The sequence below is a fragment of the Deltaproteobacteria bacterium genome, assembly GCA_026712905.1.
In the GTDB taxonomy this organism is placed as follows: domain Bacteria; phylum Desulfobacterota; class Binatia; order UBA9968; family JAJDTQ01; genus JAJDTQ01.
Genome location: JAPOPM010000048.1, coordinates 11,853 through 29,748 on the forward strand (window position 1 = coordinate 11,853; position 17,896 = coordinate 29,748).

A 17,896-nucleotide genomic window follows, 5' to 3' on the forward strand; every position below is an offset into this window, starting at 1 on the left:
ACGCTCAGCCGAAAAGCCGCGCCAGATCGTTATAGAACGCGTAGACCATGACGAACAGCAGCAGCACCAGACCGAACTGCTGCGCCCGTTCCCGCTGCCTGACCCCCAGGGGCTTTCCGCGCACGGCCTCGATGAGGAAGAACAGCAGGTGTCCGCCGTCCAGCATGGGAATGGGCAGCAGGTTGAGGACGCCGAGGTTGACGCTCAGGAGCGCCACGAGGAACAGGTAGTTGGCGAGCCCGCGCTGGGCCTGCTCCCCCGCCACCTGCGCGATCATCAACGGGCCGCCGAGATTCGTGGAGTCCACCCGGCCCACCACCATCTTGACCAGCACTTCGAAGGTGAGCAGCGTCATCTCCACGGTACGCGTCACCGCCAGCCATCCCGCGGTCAGCGGGTTGGGCCGGTCCACCTCCACCGTGCCGGCGCTCTGGATGCCGATGAGCCACACATCCTCGGTCTCGCCCAGAAGGTTTTGCGTCTCTCCCAGGGTGGGGCGCAGCGAAACCATGAACTCCCGTCCGTCGCGTGCCACCCCCAGCTCCAACGCGCGGCCGCCGCTCTCCCGGACCGCGCGCGACAACCCATCCCACGAACGGATGGGGCGGTCGCCGGCCGTCACGACACGGTCGCCGGCCTCGAGTCCGGCCGCGGCCGCGGGCGAATCCGCCTGGACGCCGCCGATCTCCGCCGTGCGGTAAGGGACGCCGAATATGACGAAGACCAGCAGGAACACGGCCACGGCCAGGATGAAGTTCGCGACCGGGCCGGCCGCGACGATGGCGGCGCGGGCCGTCAGGCTTCGCTGGGAAAAGGACCGGTCCGGGTCCGGGTCGAGCACCTCGTCGCTCGGGTCCTCCCCCATCATCCGGACGTACCCCCCCAACGGAAAGGCGCTGATGCAGTATTCCGTTTCGCCGTAGCGTCGCACCAGGACCTTGGGGCCGAAGCCGATGGAGAAGGTGAGCACGCCCACGCCGGCCTTCTTGGCCACGAGGAAGTGTCCGAGCTCGTGGAGGAACACGAGCGCGCCGAATGCCACCACCGCGGCGACGATCATGTAGATGATGTCGATCAATGCGCCAACCCGTTGCGTTGCACGAGGTCCTCGGCGAACGCCCGTGCCCAGCGGTCGGCCTCCAGGACCTGTTCCAGACGGCGCGGCTTGACCGGATCATGCGAGGCGATGGTCTCCCGACTGATCTCGTGGATGCGGCGGAAACCGATGCGTCCGTCCAGGAACGCCGACACCGCCACCTCGTTGGCGGCGTTGAGAACGGGCGGGACGGTGCCTCCCCGGGCGAGCGCGCCGTAGGCGATGTCCAGGGCGGGGTAGCGCGGGCCTTCCACGTCCAGGAACGTGAGTTGGCCGCCGTGGGTCAGGTCGAGCGGTGCCAGCCCGGTGTCGAGCCGTTCAGGGTAGGACAGCGCATAGGCGATGGGGATGCGCATGTCGGGTATTCCGAGCTGCGCCATGACCGCCCCGTCGCGGTAGCGCACCATGGAGTGAACGATGCTCTGGGGATGGATCATCACCTCCACGCGCTCCGCGGGCAGGCCGAACAGCCAGCGCGCCTCGATGACCTCCAGTCCCTTGTTCATCATGGTGGCGGAATCGATGGTGATCTTGGGACCCATCTTCCACGTGGGGTGGTCCAGCGCCTCATCGACGGTAGCGTCGGGCAGTCGGCCGAGCGGCGTGCGCAGGAACGGGCCGCCCGAGGCGGTGAGGATGATCTTGTCCACGTCTTTCCGGCGGTTCCCTTCGAGGCACTGGAACACCGCGCTGTGTTCACTGTCCACCGGCAGGAGGCGCACCCCCCGCTTGCGCGCCTCGCGCACGAAGAGTTCCCCGGACATCACCAGGGCTTCCTTGTTGGCGAGCCCTACGTCCTTGCCCGCCTGTACCGCGGCGAACGTGGGCACGAGCCCGGCGCCGCCCACGATGGCCGCGAGCACGAAGTCCGCGGTGGGCTCGGTGGCCGCGGCCACGGCCCCGTCCTCGCCGTACACGATCTCGGTCCGGCGCCGTCCGATGAGCTTGCGCAACGCATCCACGTCACCGTGTTCGCGGACGCTGACGATGCGCGGGGAGAACTCCGCGACCTGCTCCGCCAACAGCTCCAGGTTGCGTCCGGCCACGAGTCCGCTGACCTTGAACCGGCGCTTGAACGTGCGGATGACGTCGAGGGCGTTGACCCCGATGGTCCCGGTGGAACCGAGGATGACGATACGCTTCATCTTAAAGCAACCGCAGACAGTAGGTGCTCAGGACGCCTGGAAAGACGAGGCTGTCAAGCCGGTCCATGAGGCCGCCGTGACCCGGCAGGATGGCGCCCGAGTCCTTGGCGGCGAACCCGCGTTTGATGAGCGACTCGAACAGGTCGCCGACCTGCGCGATGACGGCAATCGCCGGGGAAAGCCAAAGCAGGTGCGCCAACGGCAACGCCAACAGCCACGCGCCGCACGCCCATCCGGCCAGTGCGCCCGCCACGGTGCCGGCGATCGCGCCCTCCACCGTCTTTCCCGGACTGACCGAAGGATACAACTTTCTCCGGCCCACGGCCACACCGGCGAAGTAGGCGGCGCTGTCACTGCAGAACACCACGATCAACAGCCACAACACCCACTCGTAGCCGCCGCGGTAAAGGACGATGAAGTGGGGGAACAGGTAACCCAGGTAGAAGGCGCCCGCCAGCGCCAGGCCGAGGTTGCGGTAGCGTTCCTCCGCCACGCCTCCGATAAAGACGAACGCGGCGAACAGGAGCGTCACGATCAGCGGCAGCAAGCTCGAGAGACCGGGCGCCACCAGGGTGAGGGAAAGCAGCATGCCCGCCGCCACCCCGGTGAGACGCACCTCCCGGTGGGCCGGGAAGACCATGCGAAAGTATTCGTGAAGGGCAACGAGCGAGAGGGCTTCGACGAAAAGCGCGAACAGCCAGACGCGGTCCGCGACCACGATGCCGACGACGAAGGGGATTCCGACCAGTGCGGTCAGTACGCGGGCGCGCATCTGCGAAACTCCATGGAAACGTCCCCGCGTCAACCCCGAAAGAGCTGCTCGTCGGTCTTGCCGAACCGACGCTTGCGCCTCTGAAACTCCAGCAACGCCTCGACGTACCGACGCTCGGAGAAATCGGGCCACAGCGTCGGGGTGATGTAGAGCTCCGTGTAGGGTATCTGCCAAAGGAAGAAGTTGCTGATGCGCATCTCCCCGCTGGTGCGGATCAAGAGGTCCGGATCGGGTATGCACCCGGTCTCCGTATGGGCCGCCACCAGGGATTCGTCGATTTCGGGCAGGTCGTACTCCCCTTCCTTGACCTTGCGGGCGATGTCCCGGACCGCCCTGACGATGTCGTCACGGCCGCTGTAGCTCAACGCCAGGATGACGGTGATGGCGGTGTTGTGGCGTGTGAGTTCCTCGCTCCGGTCGAGCACCCGGCGCACGGACGCGGGCAGGCGTTGGCGGTCACCGATGGCCATGAGCCGGATGCCCTCGCGCATCATGCGCTCCTGCTCGCACTCCAGGTAGCTCTCCAGCAACGCCATCAACCCCTCCACCTCATCGTGCGGGCGGTTCCAGTTTTCCGAGGAGAACGCGTACAGCGAAAGGTAGCGGATGCCCAGGTCGCGGCTTAATTCCACCGTGGCACGAACCGCTTCGGTACCTTCCCGATGGCCCTCCAGACGACTCTTGCCGCGCAGCCTGGCCCAGCGTCCATTGCCGTCCATGATGATCGCGACATGAGTGGGAAGCCGGCTCTTTTCCAGCCCGTGGAGATTCATTCCGAAGACCCTAAAGGTAGCGCCAAGGCCGCGCTAGACCTCCATGATCTCCTCTTCCTTGACCTTGAGGAATCCGTCCACCTTGCCGACGAAGTCCGTGGTGATCTTCTGGATGCGCTCCTGGCCCTGCTTGACCTCGTCCTCGGTGATCTCCTTGCCCTTCTGCATCGACTTCAGCTCTTCGATGGCGGCGCGTCGATGGTTGCGCACGGAGACCCGGTACTCCTCGGCGGTCTTGCGCACCTGCTTCACCAGTTCCTTGCGCCGCTCCTCGCTGAGCTCCGGGATCGGCACCCGGATGAGCTGGCCGTCGTTGGCGGGGGTGAGGCCGAGATCGGCCTTGAGAATGGCTCTTTCGATGCCGGCGATGGCACTGCGGTCGTACGCCTGGATCGTCACCAGCCGAGGCTCGGGGACGGCGACGGTGGCGATCTGGTTCAACGGGGTCTGGGTGCCGTAGTATTCCACCACGACCCCGTCGAAGAGAGAGGCCGAAGCCCTGCCCGTGCGCACTCGTCCCAACTCCCGGCGCATGGCCTCCATGGTCTTGTCCAGGTCGTCCTGAAAAACTTGAAAGAAGACGTCGTCCATCTGTCACACCTGCGGGCCCGTGCCGGATTGCCGGTCTCCCATGCTCACCAAGGTGCCGATGGGCTGGCCGCCCACCACCTTGCGTATGTTGCCCCGCTCCATGACGTTGAAGACGATGATGGGAAGACGGTTGTCCATGCAGAGCGAGATGGCGGTGGAGTCCATGACCTTGAGCTCCTTGCTGAGCACCTCCATGTGGGTCAACTCGCGGAAGAGCTTCGCCTCGTGGTTCTTCAGCGGATCGGTGTCGTACACGCCGCGCACCTTGGTGGCCTTCAGGATCACCTCGGCGCCCACTTCCATGGCGCGCAGGCTCGCGGTCGTGTCCGTGGTGAAGAAGGGGTTGCCGGTGCCGCCCGCCAGTATGACCACCCGGCCCTTCTCCAAGTGCCGCACGGCGCGCCGGCGAATGTACAGCTCGGCCACCTGCCGCATCTCGATGGCGGACATCACGCGCGTCGAGACGCCGATCTTTTCGAGCGCGTCCTGCAGCGCGATGCTGTTGATGACCGTGGCCAGCATGCCCATGTAGTCGGCGCTGGCGCGGTCGATGCCATGTTCGCTCGCCTCGGCGCCGCGCAGGATGTTGCCGCCGCCGATGACCAAGGCGATCTCACAGCCCAGTTCGTGGACCTCCCGAATCTCCTCCACGAACCGCGCGACGGTGGCTGGATCGATGCCGTACTGGCGTTCTCCCGCGAGAACCTCTCCCGTGATCTTCAGAATGACTCGCTTGTATCTCAACTCCGCGTCCGTCATTCGATGGGAACCTGCCAGGGCTGCTAGACGCAGGACACTAGTCCTTCGTGCCGTCGCCGACCGTGTAGCGAACGAAACGCCGAATGCGGATGTTCTCCCCCAAGCGCGCGACGGCGTCCTGGATCAGGTCCTTCACGCGGCGGGTGGGTTCCTTGATGTAGGCCTGCTCCATGAGGCAGGCATCCTCGTAGAAGCGCTCCATCTTGCCGTCGACGATCTTGTCCAGCACGGCCGCGGGCTTGTTGAGCTCGGCGGCCTGCTGCCGGTAAATGGATCGCTCCCGCTCCAGCTCCTCTTCGCCGACGTCCTCACGCTGCACGCAACGCGGGTTCGCCGCGGCGACCTGCATCGCGAGGTCCTTGACCAGGGCCTGGAACTCCTCCGTCCGAGCCACGAAATCGGTCTCGCAGTTCACTTCCAGCAGAACCCCGATCTTGCTGCCGCCGTGGATGTACGCACCCACCAGACCTTCGCTGGCCTCGCGCTCGGCCTTGCGCGCCGCCATTGCAAGCCCTTTCGCCCGCAGATGGTCCACGGACTTCTCGAAGTCACCCTCGCATTCCAGGAGGGCCTTCTTGCAGTCCATGAAACCCGCGCCGGTTTTGTCCCGTAACTGTTTGACTAGACTCGCGTCGATGGCCATGCTCTCTCAACTCCCCGCCACGGTAGCGTCCGTGGACTTCTATGCGTCCGCATTCTCCTTGACTTCCGTTGCCGCGGCCGGCGCCGATTCGGGGGCGGCCGCCGGGGCAGCGGTAGCAGCCGCTGGTTCCGTCGCGCCCGGTTCGGCGGGTGCTTGCGCCTGCGCTGCTTCCGGGTCCTTCTCCGCTACCGCTTCGCCCGCCGCGGATTCGGTGGCCGCTCCGCCTTCGACCGGCCCGCCTTGCTCCGCTTCCTCGGCCTGTGCGGCTTCGGCCTGTGCGGCTTCGGCTTGTGCGGCTTCGGCCTGCGCGGCTTCGGCCTGCGCGGCTTCGGCCTGCGCGGCTTCGGCCTGCGCGGCTTCGGCCTGCGCGGCTTCGGCCTGCGCGGCTTCGGCCTTTGCGACTTCCGCCTCCATGCGCGCCTGGTCACCGAGCGCCTGGCCATCCCTCACGGCCTCGGCCATCAGGCTGCAGAACAGCCGGATCGCGCGTATGGCGTCGTCGTTGCCGGGAATCTTGTAGTCCACAAGATCCGGGTCGCAGTCGGTGTCGACGATCGCGATCACCTTGATGCCGAGCTTGCGCGCCTCGCGCACAGCGATGGCTTCATGCCCGGGATCGATGATGAACACCGCGTCCGGCAGCTTCTTGATGTCCTTGATGCCGCCCAGGGCGCGCTCCAGCTTGGCGCGCTCGCGGCTGTGGGCAAGCAATTCCTTCTTGGTGAGGGCCTCGACGATCTTGGGATCGTTGGCCATCTCCTCGAGTTTCTTGAGGCGGTCGATGCTTTGCCGCACGGTCTGGAAGTTCGTCAACGTGCCGCCCAGCCAACGATGGTGGACAAAGGACATGCCGCAGCGCTCGGCTTCTTCCCTCACCGAGTCCTGCGCCTGCTTCTTGGTGCCCACGAAAAGAATGTGGCCTCCGGCCGTGATCAAGTCGCGCACCTGGGTGCATACGTCCTTGACCATCTTCACCGTCTGCTGGAGGTCGATGATGTGAATCCCGTTGCGCGCCCCGAAGATGTAGGGCTTCATCTTGGGATTCCAGCGACTGGTCTGGTGCCCGAAATGGACCCCGGCTTCCAGCAGCTGCTTCATGGATATTTCTGTCATGGTGCCGAAACCTCGAATGATACGTACGTCAACATACTCTTCTCTCTCGCGTTAACCAGTGGGTTGAGGTGACTGCCCCGGCGACCGCGCCCAAGCCACCGGGATGGCGAAAAACACGAAGGGCTATTAACAAAATTGGTACGGCCACGCAAGGGAATACCGGGCGCCCGGCTTCCCGACACGACACTAGGTGTTCATGGATTCCAGGAATTCCTTGTTGTCCTTGGTCCCGCGCAGCTTGTCGATGAGAAACTCCATGGCATCCACGACGTTGAGCTGGGACAGCACCTTGCGCAGGATCCAGATGCGGTTGAGATCCTCCTTCGGGATCAGCAGCTCTTCCTTGCGGGTGCCGGACTTGTTGATGTCCACGGCCGGGAACACGCGCTTGTCCATCAGCCTGCGGTCGAGGTTGATTTCCATGTTGCCGGTTCCCTTGAACTCCTCGAAGATGACCTCGTCCATGCGGCTTCCCGTATCGATCAGCGCGGTGGCGATGATGGTGAGGCTGCCGCCGTCCTCGATGTTGCGGGCCGCGCCGAAGAACTTCTTCGGCTTGTGCAGCGCGTTGGAATCGACGCCGCCGGAGAGGATCTTGCCGCTCGGCGGCACCACCGTGTTGTAGGCTCTGGCCAGGCGCGTGATGCTGTCGAGGAGGATGATGACGTCCTTACCGTGCTCCACGAGCCGTTTGGCCTTCTCGATGACCATCTCCGCCACCTGCACGTGGCGCGTCGCGGGCTCGTCGAAGGTGGAACTCACCACCTCTCCGATCACCGACCGCTGCATGTCGGTGACCTCCTCGGGGCGTTCGTCGATGAGCAGGACGATGAGGACCGCGTCCGGATGGTTGTGGGCGATGGCCTTCGCCATGTTCTGCAGCATCATGGTCTTGCCCGTGCGCGGCGCCGCCACCACCAGCCCGCGCTGACCCATTCCGATGGGCGTCAGCAAGTCGATGAAGCGGGTCGTGTATTCTTCCGGGTCGTGCTCCAGACTGATGCGCTCTTCGGGATAGAGTGGAGTCAGGTTGTCGAAGAGGATCTTGTCCCGCACGTTGTCCGGATCGCCGTTGTTGATGCTCTCCACCTTCAACAGGGCGAAATACCGCTCGCCGTCCTTCGGCGGACGAATCTGGCCGGAGATGATGTCGCCCGTATGCAAGCCGAAACGGCGGATCTGGCTCGGTGAAACGTAGATGTCGTCCGGGCCGGGGAGGTAGTTGTAGTCCGGCGCGCGCAGGAAGCCGAAACCGTCGGGCAGGGTTTCCAGCACGCCCTCACCGTACACGTAACCGTTCTTCTCGGTCTGTGCCTGCAGGATCGCGAATATCAGATCCTGCCGCCGCATGTTCCCCGCGCTCTCGATGCTGAAGCCCTTGCCGATGTTGGCCAGCTCGGCGATCTTCTTGGACTTGAGCGAGCTCAGGTTCAAGCCGTTCTGATGCACGGGGTCGGGTGCGGGAGCGGGAGCGGGCCGGTTTCTGCGGTGGGTAGGTGCGGAGTCTGCCGTGGTGTCGCTTTCCGCCGCTGCGGAGCGCGTCCGAACGTTAGCCATGGAACTTCCTTTCAATTAAGCTGCCGGGTCATCCGTCGAGGGGGGCGAGCATCACCCGCATAGCGGGCAAACCGACTCTCTACCGTATAAAACGGGCCTGGGATGTAATGTGATAAAGCGGATTGGGCCGGAAATGGGTCACTTCAGACTGGAATCACGCCAGACTGGATCACGTCGTTGCCAGACGTTGGCTATATACTAGGTGATGCAGCCGGCTTTGTCAAGCAGGGCACGGCAGTGCCGTCGGGGCCGGCACGGCGCAAAACCCGGCGGGCCAGGACGACGTCGTCCTCGATCTGCCGGACGAGTTGGTCCACCGAAGGGAAGTTACGCTCTTCCCTGAGCCTTTCCACGAAAAACACACGCAGCCGGCGACCGTACAAGTCCTCGTCGAAATCCAGAATGTAGCTCTCGATGGTTCGGGGTCCCGTGCCGAACGTCGGATTCACCCCGACGCTGGTGACGCTGGGCAACCGCCGCCCATCCGTCTCGACCACGGTGGCGTAGATCCCGTTGGCCGGCACGACCTCCGTCCTGCTGTGCACGTTGGCGGTGGGAAAGCCGATCTCCCGGCCCCGCTGATGCCCCCGCACCACCGTTCCCTCGATGAAATGGCTGCGTCCGAGCTGGGCCCGGGCGACCTCTACCCGCCCTCCTTCGAGCAACGCGCGTATACGGCTGCTGCTGATGGCATGTTCGGACTCCGCGACCGGCTCGATGACCCTCACTTCCATCCCCGCGGCCGGCCCCCATTGCATCAGATCGCGGACGGTGCCGGCTCGGTCCCTGCCGAAGCGGAAATCCTCGCCCACCCAAAGGGCCTCGACTCCGAGGCCGGCCAGATAGCGGTTCACGAATTCATGGGCCGGCACGGCACAGAAACTCGGCGTGAAACGCTGGATCACCACGCAATCGACGCCCACGCGCCGCAACAGCGCCAATTTGTCCTTGCGCGACAGGATCAACCGCGGAGCGTATTTCGGCGCGAGGAACTTGAGCGGATGGGGCTCGAACGTCAGGACGACGGAGGATCCGCCCCGCGCCCGCGCGTCCGCCATCACCCGCCCGAGCAGGTCCTGGTGCCCGAGATGCACCCCGTCGAAGTTCCCGATGGTCATGACGGGACGGTGAAGGGGTCCCTTGACGTGCCGCAGAATCCGCATCGTGCGTGGAGTTTGGAGGGGTGACCTGACCCGCGCCCTTGCCCAAGGCCTGTGTAACACACAACGCCGAGGGCGATCATCCGGTACGCTTCAAGCGTCCAGGGATTGGAGTCTCTCTCGCGCCTTTCCGGCTTCCTCGGAATTGGGATACCGGTTGATGACTTCCTGGAGGATGAGCCTGGCGTCGACCCGGTTTCCAAGCTCGGCGAAGGCATAGCCGATCTTGAGCCACGCCGCGGGCGCCTTGTCGCCGTCGGGATAGTTCTTCCGCACCACGTCGAACTCCAGGATGGCTTCGTCGAACTCCTGGAGCGCGTAATGGCTCTCACCGATCCAGTATTGTGCGTTGTCGGTCAACGGGCTGTTCGGGTGCTTTTCGACGAACTTCTTGAACTGTTCGATGGCGCCGCGAAAGTCCCTTTCCCGCAGCCGTCTCCAGGCGTTCTCGTAGTCTTGCTGGAGCGTGGGCGCCTCGGTGGCGGGGCGTGGCGCCGGACGCGCCACCTGCGGCGCCCCTTCCGTGGCGGCCGGCGCCTGAGGCGTTTCGACAGTCGGTTCGGCGCCCGGAGCGCGCGGCGGGGCGCCCTGGAGAACCGCGTCACGCAGAAGCCGAAGCTCGTCTTCGCGCACCTTCAGGAGATTCCGTTGCGCGCGCACCTCCGACTCGAGGGCCGCCAGCCTGCGGCCGATCTCCCCCGCGTTCGCGGACGCGCCCCCTCCTCCGTTGCGCAGCTCCTGGAGATTACCCTCGACCGCGTTCAAGCGGTTCTGCATGGCGGTGACCTCCGCCCGGGTATCCGCCAACTGGGTACGCGCCTGCCCGATTTCCGCCTTCAACCCGTTGATCACCGCCCACTCGCCCTCGGTCAACTGTGCCTGGACGGCGGGCGCCGGCGCCGCATGATAGTCGACGGTACAGCCCCACGCCGACACAAGCGACAGAACGACAAACCATGTGCGGGCAACGGTTCGCATGAACATACGGTCCCTGGCAGGACGGGCAGCGCGAAAGGTCGTGGTGTTCGGCGTCACGAATACGTGAACATCATTCGCGACGCGCGACACAAGTGCGGTGGTCAGGAAGAAGGCCTTTGCGCCCGAACGACAAAATGCGCCCGTCGGTTCATTCGCCAACACTCCTCCGAATTCTCGCCGCAGACCGGAAGTTCCTCGCCGTAGCTGATGGTCGAAAAACGATCCGGCGCGACTCCCAGGGTCACCAGGTAGTCCTTGACCGCTTGGGCTCTCCTGGAGCCGAGGGCAAGGTTGTATTCGTTGGTGCCGCGGTTATCCGCGTGCCCTTCGATCTCGATTTGAACCCCGGGATGCTCCTTGATCCAATCCGAGTTGCGCTGCAGGATCTCGCGCGCTTCGGCGGCCAACTCGGAGCGGTCAAACTCGAAGTGGACATCGGCGAGGACGCCGGTTTGCGGCGTCGTGCCCTCCTTGAGCGCGTCGAGGCTACCCTGGCCGGTCACTCCCGACCCCTGTTGAGCGAGATCGCCCTCCGTGATCCCGCCGGGTGCGCCCTCGGCCGGCGCGCCCTCGGCCGCCGGCACGGCCGCGGCCGGTTCTTCCGTATCCACGGGCGGCGCGGCGCAGGCGACGAGAATCATCGGAGTGATGGAGCAGAACAGCAGCACGAATGCTCTTCTAATCATCGGCTCGGTCTCTCTCTTGTCTTCCCCATTTCTGGGTTTGCGCGGAATTGAGATGTGATGCTGCACGGGATCACTGCAGCCGGGGTGACCACGACGGATTTGTATCACCTGGGCTGGAGCCTGTCAATCTGCGTTGACTCTCGCCGTCCCGACGCATGGTGTAGATGCGCCGCGAACCCGACCGGTCGGAGGTGAATGCCAGAAAGCGTCCGTCCGGGGACCAGGACGGATCCTCGTCGTTGTAGCGCTTGGCGGTGAGCATCCGCAGGTCGCTTCCGTCCGGCCGTATGGTGAAAATCTTCATCACGCCGTTCGTCCGTCCCGTGAAGGCGATCAACTCGCCGGTCGGTGACCAATCCGGCGACGTATTGTAGGACCCCTTGAAAGTGAGCCGTCTGATGGTGCCGGAGGCGACCTCCAGGATGTAGACCTGAAGGGAACCGTGCCGGTCGGACGAGAAAGCGATCCGGTCTCCCTCGGGGGACCACGTGGGCGAAGTATCGATGCCGGGGTGATGGGTCAACCGTTCGACGATGTGGCCGGAACGATTCAACCGGTAGATGTCGTGGTTGCCGCGCCGCTCGATCGGCGTGGCAAGATGCTGTCCATCCGGAGACCATTGCCCGCGTCCGTCGCCCCTGGCGATCGCCTTTTCGCCTTTGGTGAGAAGATCGAAGCCGACAACCTGCCACTTGCCGGTCTTCACCGAAAGGTAGACCAGCCCCTTGCCGTCCCGTCTCCACCACGGGAACATGTTGATCGTCCGGTTGTGGGTCACCTTCTTCTTCTCGGTGCCGTCGAGGTGCGAGAAATAGATCTCCTTGAACCGGTCCTTCCCGGTGGCCACGTAGGCGATTCGGGTATCGAACACACCACGGGTACCGGTCAGCTTCAGGATGATCTCGTCAACGAAACGGTGCGCCATGCGCCGCGCATCCCGGACTTCCCCGGTGTAGGCCTTGCCGACCACCTGACTCCGCCGGAAGGTATCGTACAGCCTGAACTCGAACCGGATCTTCTCCCCGTCCAGGGTCCGGAAGCCGCCCTTGATGAGACCTTCCGCGCCGATGGTGGTCCAGTCACGAAAATCAAAACCACCCAGCCGGATACCGGTCTTCTGTGGATCTTCGATGTAGGCCGATCGGTCGACGATCTTGAACCAGCCGGAGCGGTCGAGGTCGTCCGCCATGACGTCCGCGATCCGTTCCGAGAGCCTTTCCGTATCCGGCCGGCTCCCCAGATTCTTGAGCGGCGAGACCGCCAGCCGGAAACGCTCGGCCCCCGGTCCGACGATCAGGCCCGTCACCTGGGCTCGCGCCACGCCCGCCGACAGCCAGCACAGCATCAGGCCCGCGACCATCCATGCCGTCAACCGGACAAACGCCCGGGCGGCGCCCTTGTCCCGATTCGGTATTCGCCGTACTGACGGCGGTGCCATCGTGCCTCCCATGATCGGACGATCCTTCTTCGCTTGCGGGAAATAATACACTAGCCACCGAGGTCCGCGGGTCGGAAAGTAATCTCGACCTGCGCGAAGTCACGCACGTAACCCGTCGGCGGCGGGGGCAAGGGGCTGGAACGGTCCACCGCGCGAACCACCGACTCGTCGAAGGAAGCGTCCCCGGAGAACTTGAGCAGCTTGAGACCGAAGATCTTCCCGTCGACGCCTACGCCGAACCCCACGGTGACCTCGAGGTCCCCGCGTTTGCCGATCCACGTCCAACGATCCTTGATGCGGTTGAGCATCTGGTGATGATAGGCCAGAAACTCCACTCCTCTCACGACGCCGCCGTTGCCCGACGCCCCGCTCCCGCCACCGCCCTCCCGGCGCGCGGCCCGCTGCAGCCGGGCACGCTCGCGGGCGACGGCCACCGCGTCGTCAATGCGCCGTTTCCGAAGCCGTTCCACCAGCTTGGAAGCCGAACCCGCGCCGCTCTTCCGTTTCGGCTCCTTCTTCGCAAGCTTCGGGGTCTTCTTCGAGGGCGGCTTCCTGGATACCTTTTTCTTCTTCTTGGACGGCTTCTTGGACGGCTTCTTGGCCGCGGTCTTCTTCGGCGCGGGCTTTGCGCGCTTCACCACCTTGGGCTTGGGCGTGGGCTTCTTTTTCGGTTTGGCGACCTTCTTGGGCGGCGCCGGTGGCGGGGGCTCGACGACCTTCTTCTCCGGCTTTTCCGGAGGCGTGGGTTCGGTCAGCGCGGGCGGCTCCTCTTCCTTGGGCGCCGGCGTCTCCTTCACCTGTTCCCTGGGCGCGGCCTCGACCGCCGGAGGCGCCTCGGCGGGTTTCGGCGGCTCCGGCACCGCCGGCGCGGGGCCGGGGGCCACGAGATCCACCGTGTACACCCGGGGCAGAGCGTCGCGTCGCGCCGTGCTCGGCGGCACCAACAGCAGCATCGCCAGCAGGACCAGATGGAGGACGCCGGAGAAACAGACCCACCACTTCAATCGGCGGGAGCCGGAGTCGCCGCTCATCCATCCGTTGTTACGTCTTCGAAACACGACTCACCACGTCGTCCGTCGGCCATCCCGCGGGGACGGCTCTCACGGACCATCCAGGGGCAACGCCATCATGCCGAGCCTTTCGATGCCGGCGCTCTTGATTTCGCCGATGGCGGCGATCACGGAGCCGTAGAGCACGTCCCGGTCCGCCCTCAGGTAGACGGCCTTGTCGGCATTCAGACGCCTGATGGCTTCCAGCTTCGTCCGAAGCTCGACCGGGCTGACCTCGTTGTCGTTCAGGTAGACGCGACCGTCCCGGGAAATGGTGACGATCAAGGGATCCTCCTGCCCCTCCACCGGCACGGCCTTGGCCTGGGGCAGATTCACCTCCACTCCCTGCTGGATGATCGGCGCCGTCACCATGAAGATCACCAGAAGCACCAGCATGACGTCCACGAACGGAGTCACGTTGATGTTGGACATCGGCAACTTGTCTCGTCCCTGGGTGACCTCGGCCGCCATGACTCAGCTTTCCTTCGGGAAACCGCCGTTTACGCCTTCTTCGTGAAATGCCGCTCCGCGATATTGAGGAACTCCTGGGTGAAATTTTCCATGTCGGCCGTGAGCACCCGGATTTCCTGAACGAAATGGTTGTAGGCCATGAGCGCGGGGATCGCCGCCAGCAAGCCCGCGGCGGTGGCGATCAATGCCTCGGCGATGCCCGGCGCGACCGCCTGAATGGTGGACGACCGGCTTACGCTCAGGCCGAGGAACGCGTTCATGATGCCCCAGACCGTGCCGAAGAGGCCGATGAACGGCGTCGTGCCGGAGGTCGTCGCGAGAAAGGTCAGCGCCTGCTCCAACTTCGTCAACTCGACCGTGGTGGCGCGCTTCATGGCTCGAGCCACGTTGTCCACGCCGCTCAAGTCGGTGGTCAGGTTGTCCGCTTCCGCGGCGTTGCGGCGCGACACCCGCAGCAGCTCTTCGTATCCGGCGATGAACACCTGCGCCACCGGACTGTCGGGCAACTCCCGGCTCGCCTCGTGGATCGAGGCCAGGTTGCGGCTTTCCCAGAAGATCTCGATGAATCTGTCCGACTGCCGCTTGGCGGTTCGTACGCGCCTGAACTTGTAAAGGATGATTCCCCAGCTCACCACCGAGAAAAGAATCAGGATATAGAGAACCGCCTGGACGACCGGTCCGGACGCGGTGACCAGGTCGAGGATGCCGTGTTGCTGCATTCCCAAAGTGTCCGGCTGGACCGCAAGCTGGTAAATCGAGAAGTACGGCATCAGCATCCTGCTGCCTTGCAAAGTTATTATAATCGAAGTACGTAGTCAAATTCTGCCCATGCTCCGGAGCATTTCACAACTGGATGTGGCCGGGAAGATCGCGTTTCTCCGCGCGGACTTCAACGTTCCCCTTTCGGACGGGACCATCACCGAAACGCATCGCATCGACAGCACGCTGCCCACCATCGAGTTCCTGCTGGAACGAGGCGCGCGGGTGCTCGTCGCGTCGCACCTGGGCCGTCCCGGCGGGGCCGCCGACCCCCGGTGGAGCCTTGCCCCGGTGGCGCGCTGCCTGGAGGACAGGCTCGGCCGGCCGGTGCCCCTCGCCCCCGACTGCGTGGGACCCGCGGTGGAACAGTTTCTCGCGCACCCGCGCGCGGCCGGGGTCGTGCTGCTGGAGAACCTCCGCTTTCACGCCGGCGAGGAGGCCAACGACCCTGCCTTCGCCGCGGCGCTCGCCGGCTTGGCCGACGTCTACGTCAACGATGCCTTCGGCGCGGCGCATCGGGCGCATGCCTCCACCGCCGGTATGGCCGCACACTTCCGGGAAAAGGGGCCGGGGTTGCTGTTCCGGCGGGAAGTCGACTACCTGTCGCGGGTCCTCGAGGCGCCCGAGCGTCCGGTGGCGGCCATGCTGGGCGGCGCCAAGGTCTCCGACAAGATCGGGATTCTCAAGAACCTGATCCCCCGGGTGGACCTGATCCTGGTGGGTGGAGCCATGGCCTACACGTTCCTCGCCGCTCGCGGCATCGCGGTCGGGCGTTCCCTGCTGCAGGAGGACTTCCTCGACGTGGCGCGGGAGATCCTGGACGCGGCGGCGGCCTCCGGCGTGCCGTTCCTCCTTCCCATCGACCACGTGGTCGCCGAGGACACGGGGGTCGAGGAGCCGGCCGTCACGGGCGATGAGAGCGTTCCCGAGGGGCGTATGGGGCTCGACATCGGCCCGAAGACCGCGGCGCTCTTCGCCGAGCGGCTCAAGGACGCGGCCGTGACCCTGTGGAACGGACCCCTCGGCCTGTTCGAACGAGAGCCGTACCGTCACGGGACCGTGGCCGTGGCGAAGGCATTGGCGGCGTCCCGGTCCACCACCGTCATCGCCGGCGGCGACACCGTGGCGGCGGTGGGACTCGCCGGGACCGCCGGCGCCATGACGCATCTCTCCACCGGCGGCGGCGCCGCGCTGGAGTTTCTCGAGGGGAAGACCCTTCCCGGGATCCGGGCGCTGGAAGCCGGGGAACCCGCCTGAGCCCGTTTCGACCCATGGCACAATGCACAGTCATCGCCAACTGGAAGATGCACGGGACCCCGACCGAGGCGCGGGATCTCGCGCGCGGCGTCCGGCAGCTCGTGGGAAACCGTTTCCGCGCCGTCGAGGTCATCCTCGGGCCCCCCTTCACTTCCCTCGAAACGGTGCGGCGGGCACTGGCGGGAAGCCGGTTGCGCCTGGCCGCCCAAAACCTCTACTGGCAGCCGAGCGGAGCGTTCACCGGAGAGGTGTCCGCCGACATGCTGCGCGACGCCGGGTGCAGCCACGTCATCGTCGGCCACTCCGAACGGCGCCGGTTGTTCGGTGAGACCAACCGCGACGTGGGACGCAAGCTCGCCGCGGCCCTGGAAAACTCTCTCAAACCGGTCCTGTGCATCGGCGAGACGCTGGAGCAGCGCCGCCGCGGCGACACGCACCGGACCCTTTCGGCTCAGCTCTCGGGCGCATTGAAGGGGGTGCCGAAAAGTGTTATTGAATTTCTGACGGTCGCTTATGAGCCGGTCTGGGCCATCGGCACCGGCCGGCACGCGACGCCACCGCAGGTGGCCGACACCCACGGATGGATACGGCGCGCCTTGGCACGCCGCTTCGGAGCGACGCCGGCGCGGGCGATTCCGATTCTCTACGGCGGCAGCGTCAACCCGGACAACGCCGCTGAACTGGCGCGGGTCGCGGAGGTGGACGGCGTGCTGGTGGGAGGGGCGAGCCTGGATCACCAGAGCTTCGCGGCGATCGTCGAGGTATTCTCGACAGAGTTTTCGACAGCGACTTTCAGGACTACGAACACATGATCCTCCTGGTAACCAGCGTTCATATTGTCGTTTGCCTGGGGCTGATCGTGGTGGTGCTGCTGCAAACAGGCAAGGGCACCGACATGGGCGCCGCCTTCGGCGGCGGCTCGAGCACGACGGTCTTCGGCAGCAGCGGCGCCGGCAACTTCCTCACGCGCTTGACCACCGGCATGGCCGTGGTCTTCATGCTGACCTCCCTGACACTGGGCTACTTCTCCGAACAGGGCACCAGCTCCAGCGTCTTCGACAGCGTCACGCCGCAAACGCAGAGCAGTCCGCAGCCCGCTCCCGTCGCGCCACCGGCCGGGGGGAGCACGGAGACGCCCGCGGAGGCACCGGCTTCTCCCTGAGGACCGGCCCGCCCCAATGTGCGAGGATGGCGGAATAGGCAGACGCGCTAGCTTGAGGGGCTAGTGCCAGCAATGGCGTGGGGGTTCAAGTCCCCCTCCTCGCACCACACTCTTTCCCTCTTTCCCGTCCCAACCCGGCCGCCGTGTCCCCCCTGTCCCTACGGCGCGGTGCGCCACACATCGCCGTTACTGCATGGTCCGGGCCATGTCGTAAAGCGATTGCACGAGGAAGACGCGCAGGAACCACAGGATCAGCAGGGCCACGACCGGCGACATGTCGATGCCGCCGAACGCCATGGGGAGAGCTTGCCTCAGCCGGTACAACACCGGATCGGTGAGGTTGCAGAGCATGCGCACGATGGGATTGTAGGGATCGGCGTTGACCCACGAAATCACCGCGCGCGCGATGATCACCCACACGTAGAGGGTGATGACCACGTTGAGGAGACCCGCGAGGGCCTCGATGAAGTTACCCGCGACGAACATC

19 protein-coding genes, 1 tRNA gene and 1 pseudogene are annotated in these 17,896 nt (G+C 65.2%); 4 read left to right on the forward strand and 17 right to left on the reverse strand.

The features are described from left to right. Nucleotides 1-4: 4 nt before the first annotated feature. From rseP to tolQ, 16 genes and pseudogenes are all read right to left on the reverse strand, one after another. Complete coding sequence (gene rseP, locus OXF11_03895; protein ID MCY4486243.1) at nt 5-1,078, reverse strand: RIP metalloprotease RseP; 1,074 nt, start codon at nt 1,076-1,078, stop codon at nt 5-7. After that, nucleotides 1,075-2,241: a 1-deoxy-D-xylulose-5-phosphate reductoisomerase gene (locus OXF11_03900; protein MCY4486244.1), complete on the reverse strand. Its 1,167-nt coding sequence runs from the start codon at nt 2,239-2,241 to the stop codon at nt 1,075-1,077. Before OXF11_03900 ends, rseP begins: the two co-directional genes overlap by 4 nt. Before the next feature lies 1 nt (nt 2,242). Further along, entirely contained in the window at nt 2,243-3,013 is a 771-nt protein-coding gene (locus OXF11_03905; GenBank protein ID MCY4486245.1) for a phosphatidate cytidylyltransferase, read from the reverse strand. 29 nt (nt 3,014-3,042) lie between these two features. Further along, the gene (uppS, locus tag OXF11_03910) at nt 3,043-3,786 is read right to left on the reverse strand and encodes a polyprenyl diphosphate synthase (GenBank protein MCY4486246.1); all 744 of its coding nucleotides are present in this window, start codon (nt 3,784-3,786) and stop codon (nt 3,043-3,045) included. Nucleotides 3,787-3,819: 33 nt separating this feature from the next. Continuing rightward, a complete protein-coding gene (gene frr, locus OXF11_03915; GenBank protein MCY4486247.1) occupies nt 3,820-4,377 on the reverse strand; it encodes a ribosome recycling factor in 558 nt (185 codons plus the stop codon). A gap of 3 nt (nt 4,378-4,380) precedes the next feature. Next, nucleotides 4,381-5,136 (reverse strand): UMP kinase, encoded by a 756-nt coding sequence (gene pyrH / locus OXF11_03920; protein MCY4486248.1) that lies wholly within the window; start codon nt 5,134-5,136, stop codon nt 4,381-4,383. A 37-nt stretch (nt 5,137-5,173) separates the two neighbouring features. Further along, complete coding sequence (tsf, locus tag OXF11_03925) at nt 5,174-5,779, reverse strand: translation elongation factor Ts (protein MCY4486249.1); 606 nt, start codon at nt 5,777-5,779, stop codon at nt 5,174-5,176. Between the two features lie 438 nt (nt 5,780-6,217). Beyond that, nucleotides 6,218-6,892: pseudogene (gene rpsB, locus OXF11_03930) on the reverse strand (30S ribosomal protein S2). A 186-nt stretch (nt 6,893-7,078) separates the two neighbouring features. After that, a complete protein-coding gene (gene rho, locus OXF11_03935) occupies nt 7,079-8,326 on the reverse strand; it encodes a transcription termination factor Rho (protein ID MCY4486250.1) in 1,248 nt (415 codons plus the stop codon). A 314-nt stretch (nt 8,327-8,640) separates the two neighbouring features. Next, nucleotides 8,641-9,612 (reverse strand): bifunctional riboflavin kinase/FAD synthetase, encoded by a 972-nt coding sequence (locus tag OXF11_03940; protein MCY4486251.1) that lies wholly within the window; start codon nt 9,610-9,612, stop codon nt 8,641-8,643. A 90-nt stretch (nt 9,613-9,702) separates the two neighbouring features. Next, complete coding sequence (gene ybgF, locus OXF11_03945) at nt 9,703-10,587, reverse strand: tol-pal system protein YbgF (protein MCY4486252.1); 885 nt, start codon at nt 10,585-10,587, stop codon at nt 9,703-9,705. Between the two features lie 101 nt (nt 10,588-10,688). Continuing rightward, on the reverse strand, nt 10,689-11,339 hold the full coding sequence (gene pal / locus OXF11_03950; GenBank protein MCY4486253.1) for a peptidoglycan-associated lipoprotein Pal: 651 nt from the start codon (nt 11,337-11,339) through the stop codon (nt 10,689-10,691). 4 nt (nt 11,340-11,343) lie between these two features. After that, nucleotides 11,344-12,711 carry a Tol-Pal system beta propeller repeat protein TolB gene (gene tolB / locus OXF11_03955; GenBank protein ID MCY4486254.1) on the reverse strand — a complete coding sequence of 456 codons (1,368 nt, stop codon included), beginning with the start codon at nt 12,709-12,711 and terminating at the stop codon, nt 11,344-11,346. 50 nt (nt 12,712-12,761) lie between these two features. Continuing rightward, nucleotides 12,762-13,742 (reverse strand): energy transducer TonB, encoded by a 981-nt coding sequence (locus OXF11_03960; GenBank protein ID MCY4486255.1) that lies wholly within the window; start codon nt 13,740-13,742, stop codon nt 12,762-12,764. A gap of 69 nt (nt 13,743-13,811) precedes the next feature. Beyond that, on the reverse strand, nt 13,812-14,231 hold the full coding sequence (gene tolR, locus OXF11_03965) for a protein TolR (protein ID MCY4486256.1): 420 nt from the start codon (nt 14,229-14,231) through the stop codon (nt 13,812-13,814). 29 nt (nt 14,232-14,260) lie between these two features. Beyond that, complete coding sequence (gene tolQ, locus OXF11_03970; protein ID MCY4486257.1) at nt 14,261-14,950, reverse strand: protein TolQ; 690 nt, start codon at nt 14,948-14,950, stop codon at nt 14,261-14,263. Nucleotides 14,951-15,059: 109 nt separating this feature from the next. On the opposite strand from tolQ, the gene OXF11_03975 reads away from it, so the two are divergent. The 4 genes from OXF11_03975 to OXF11_03990 all read left to right on the forward strand — a co-directional run bounded on the left by OXF11_03975 (nt 15,060) and on the right by OXF11_03990 (nt 17,516). Further along, on the forward strand, nt 15,060-16,247 hold the full coding sequence (locus OXF11_03975) for a phosphoglycerate kinase (protein ID MCY4486258.1): 1,188 nt from the start codon (nt 15,060-15,062) through the stop codon (nt 16,245-16,247). Between the two features lie 14 nt (nt 16,248-16,261). Further along, a complete protein-coding gene (gene tpiA / locus OXF11_03980) occupies nt 16,262-17,059 on the forward strand; it encodes a triose-phosphate isomerase (GenBank protein MCY4486259.1) in 798 nt (265 codons plus the stop codon). Further along, nucleotides 17,056-17,409, forward strand: a complete 354-nt coding sequence (gene secG, locus OXF11_03985; protein ID MCY4486260.1) for a preprotein translocase subunit SecG — start codon at nt 17,056-17,058, stop codon at nt 17,407-17,409. Before tpiA ends, secG begins: the two co-directional genes overlap by 4 nt. A gap of 20 nt (nt 17,410-17,429) precedes the next feature. After that, nucleotides 17,430-17,516 (forward strand) — tRNA-Leu (locus tag OXF11_03990). Between the two features lie 79 nt (nt 17,517-17,595). Here the strand turns inward: OXF11_03990 and OXF11_03995 are convergent. Beyond that, entirely contained in the window at nt 17,596-17,895 is a 300-nt protein-coding gene (locus tag OXF11_03995) for a YggT family protein (protein ID MCY4486261.1), read from the reverse strand. Between the last annotated feature and the right edge of the window lies 1 nt (nt 17,896).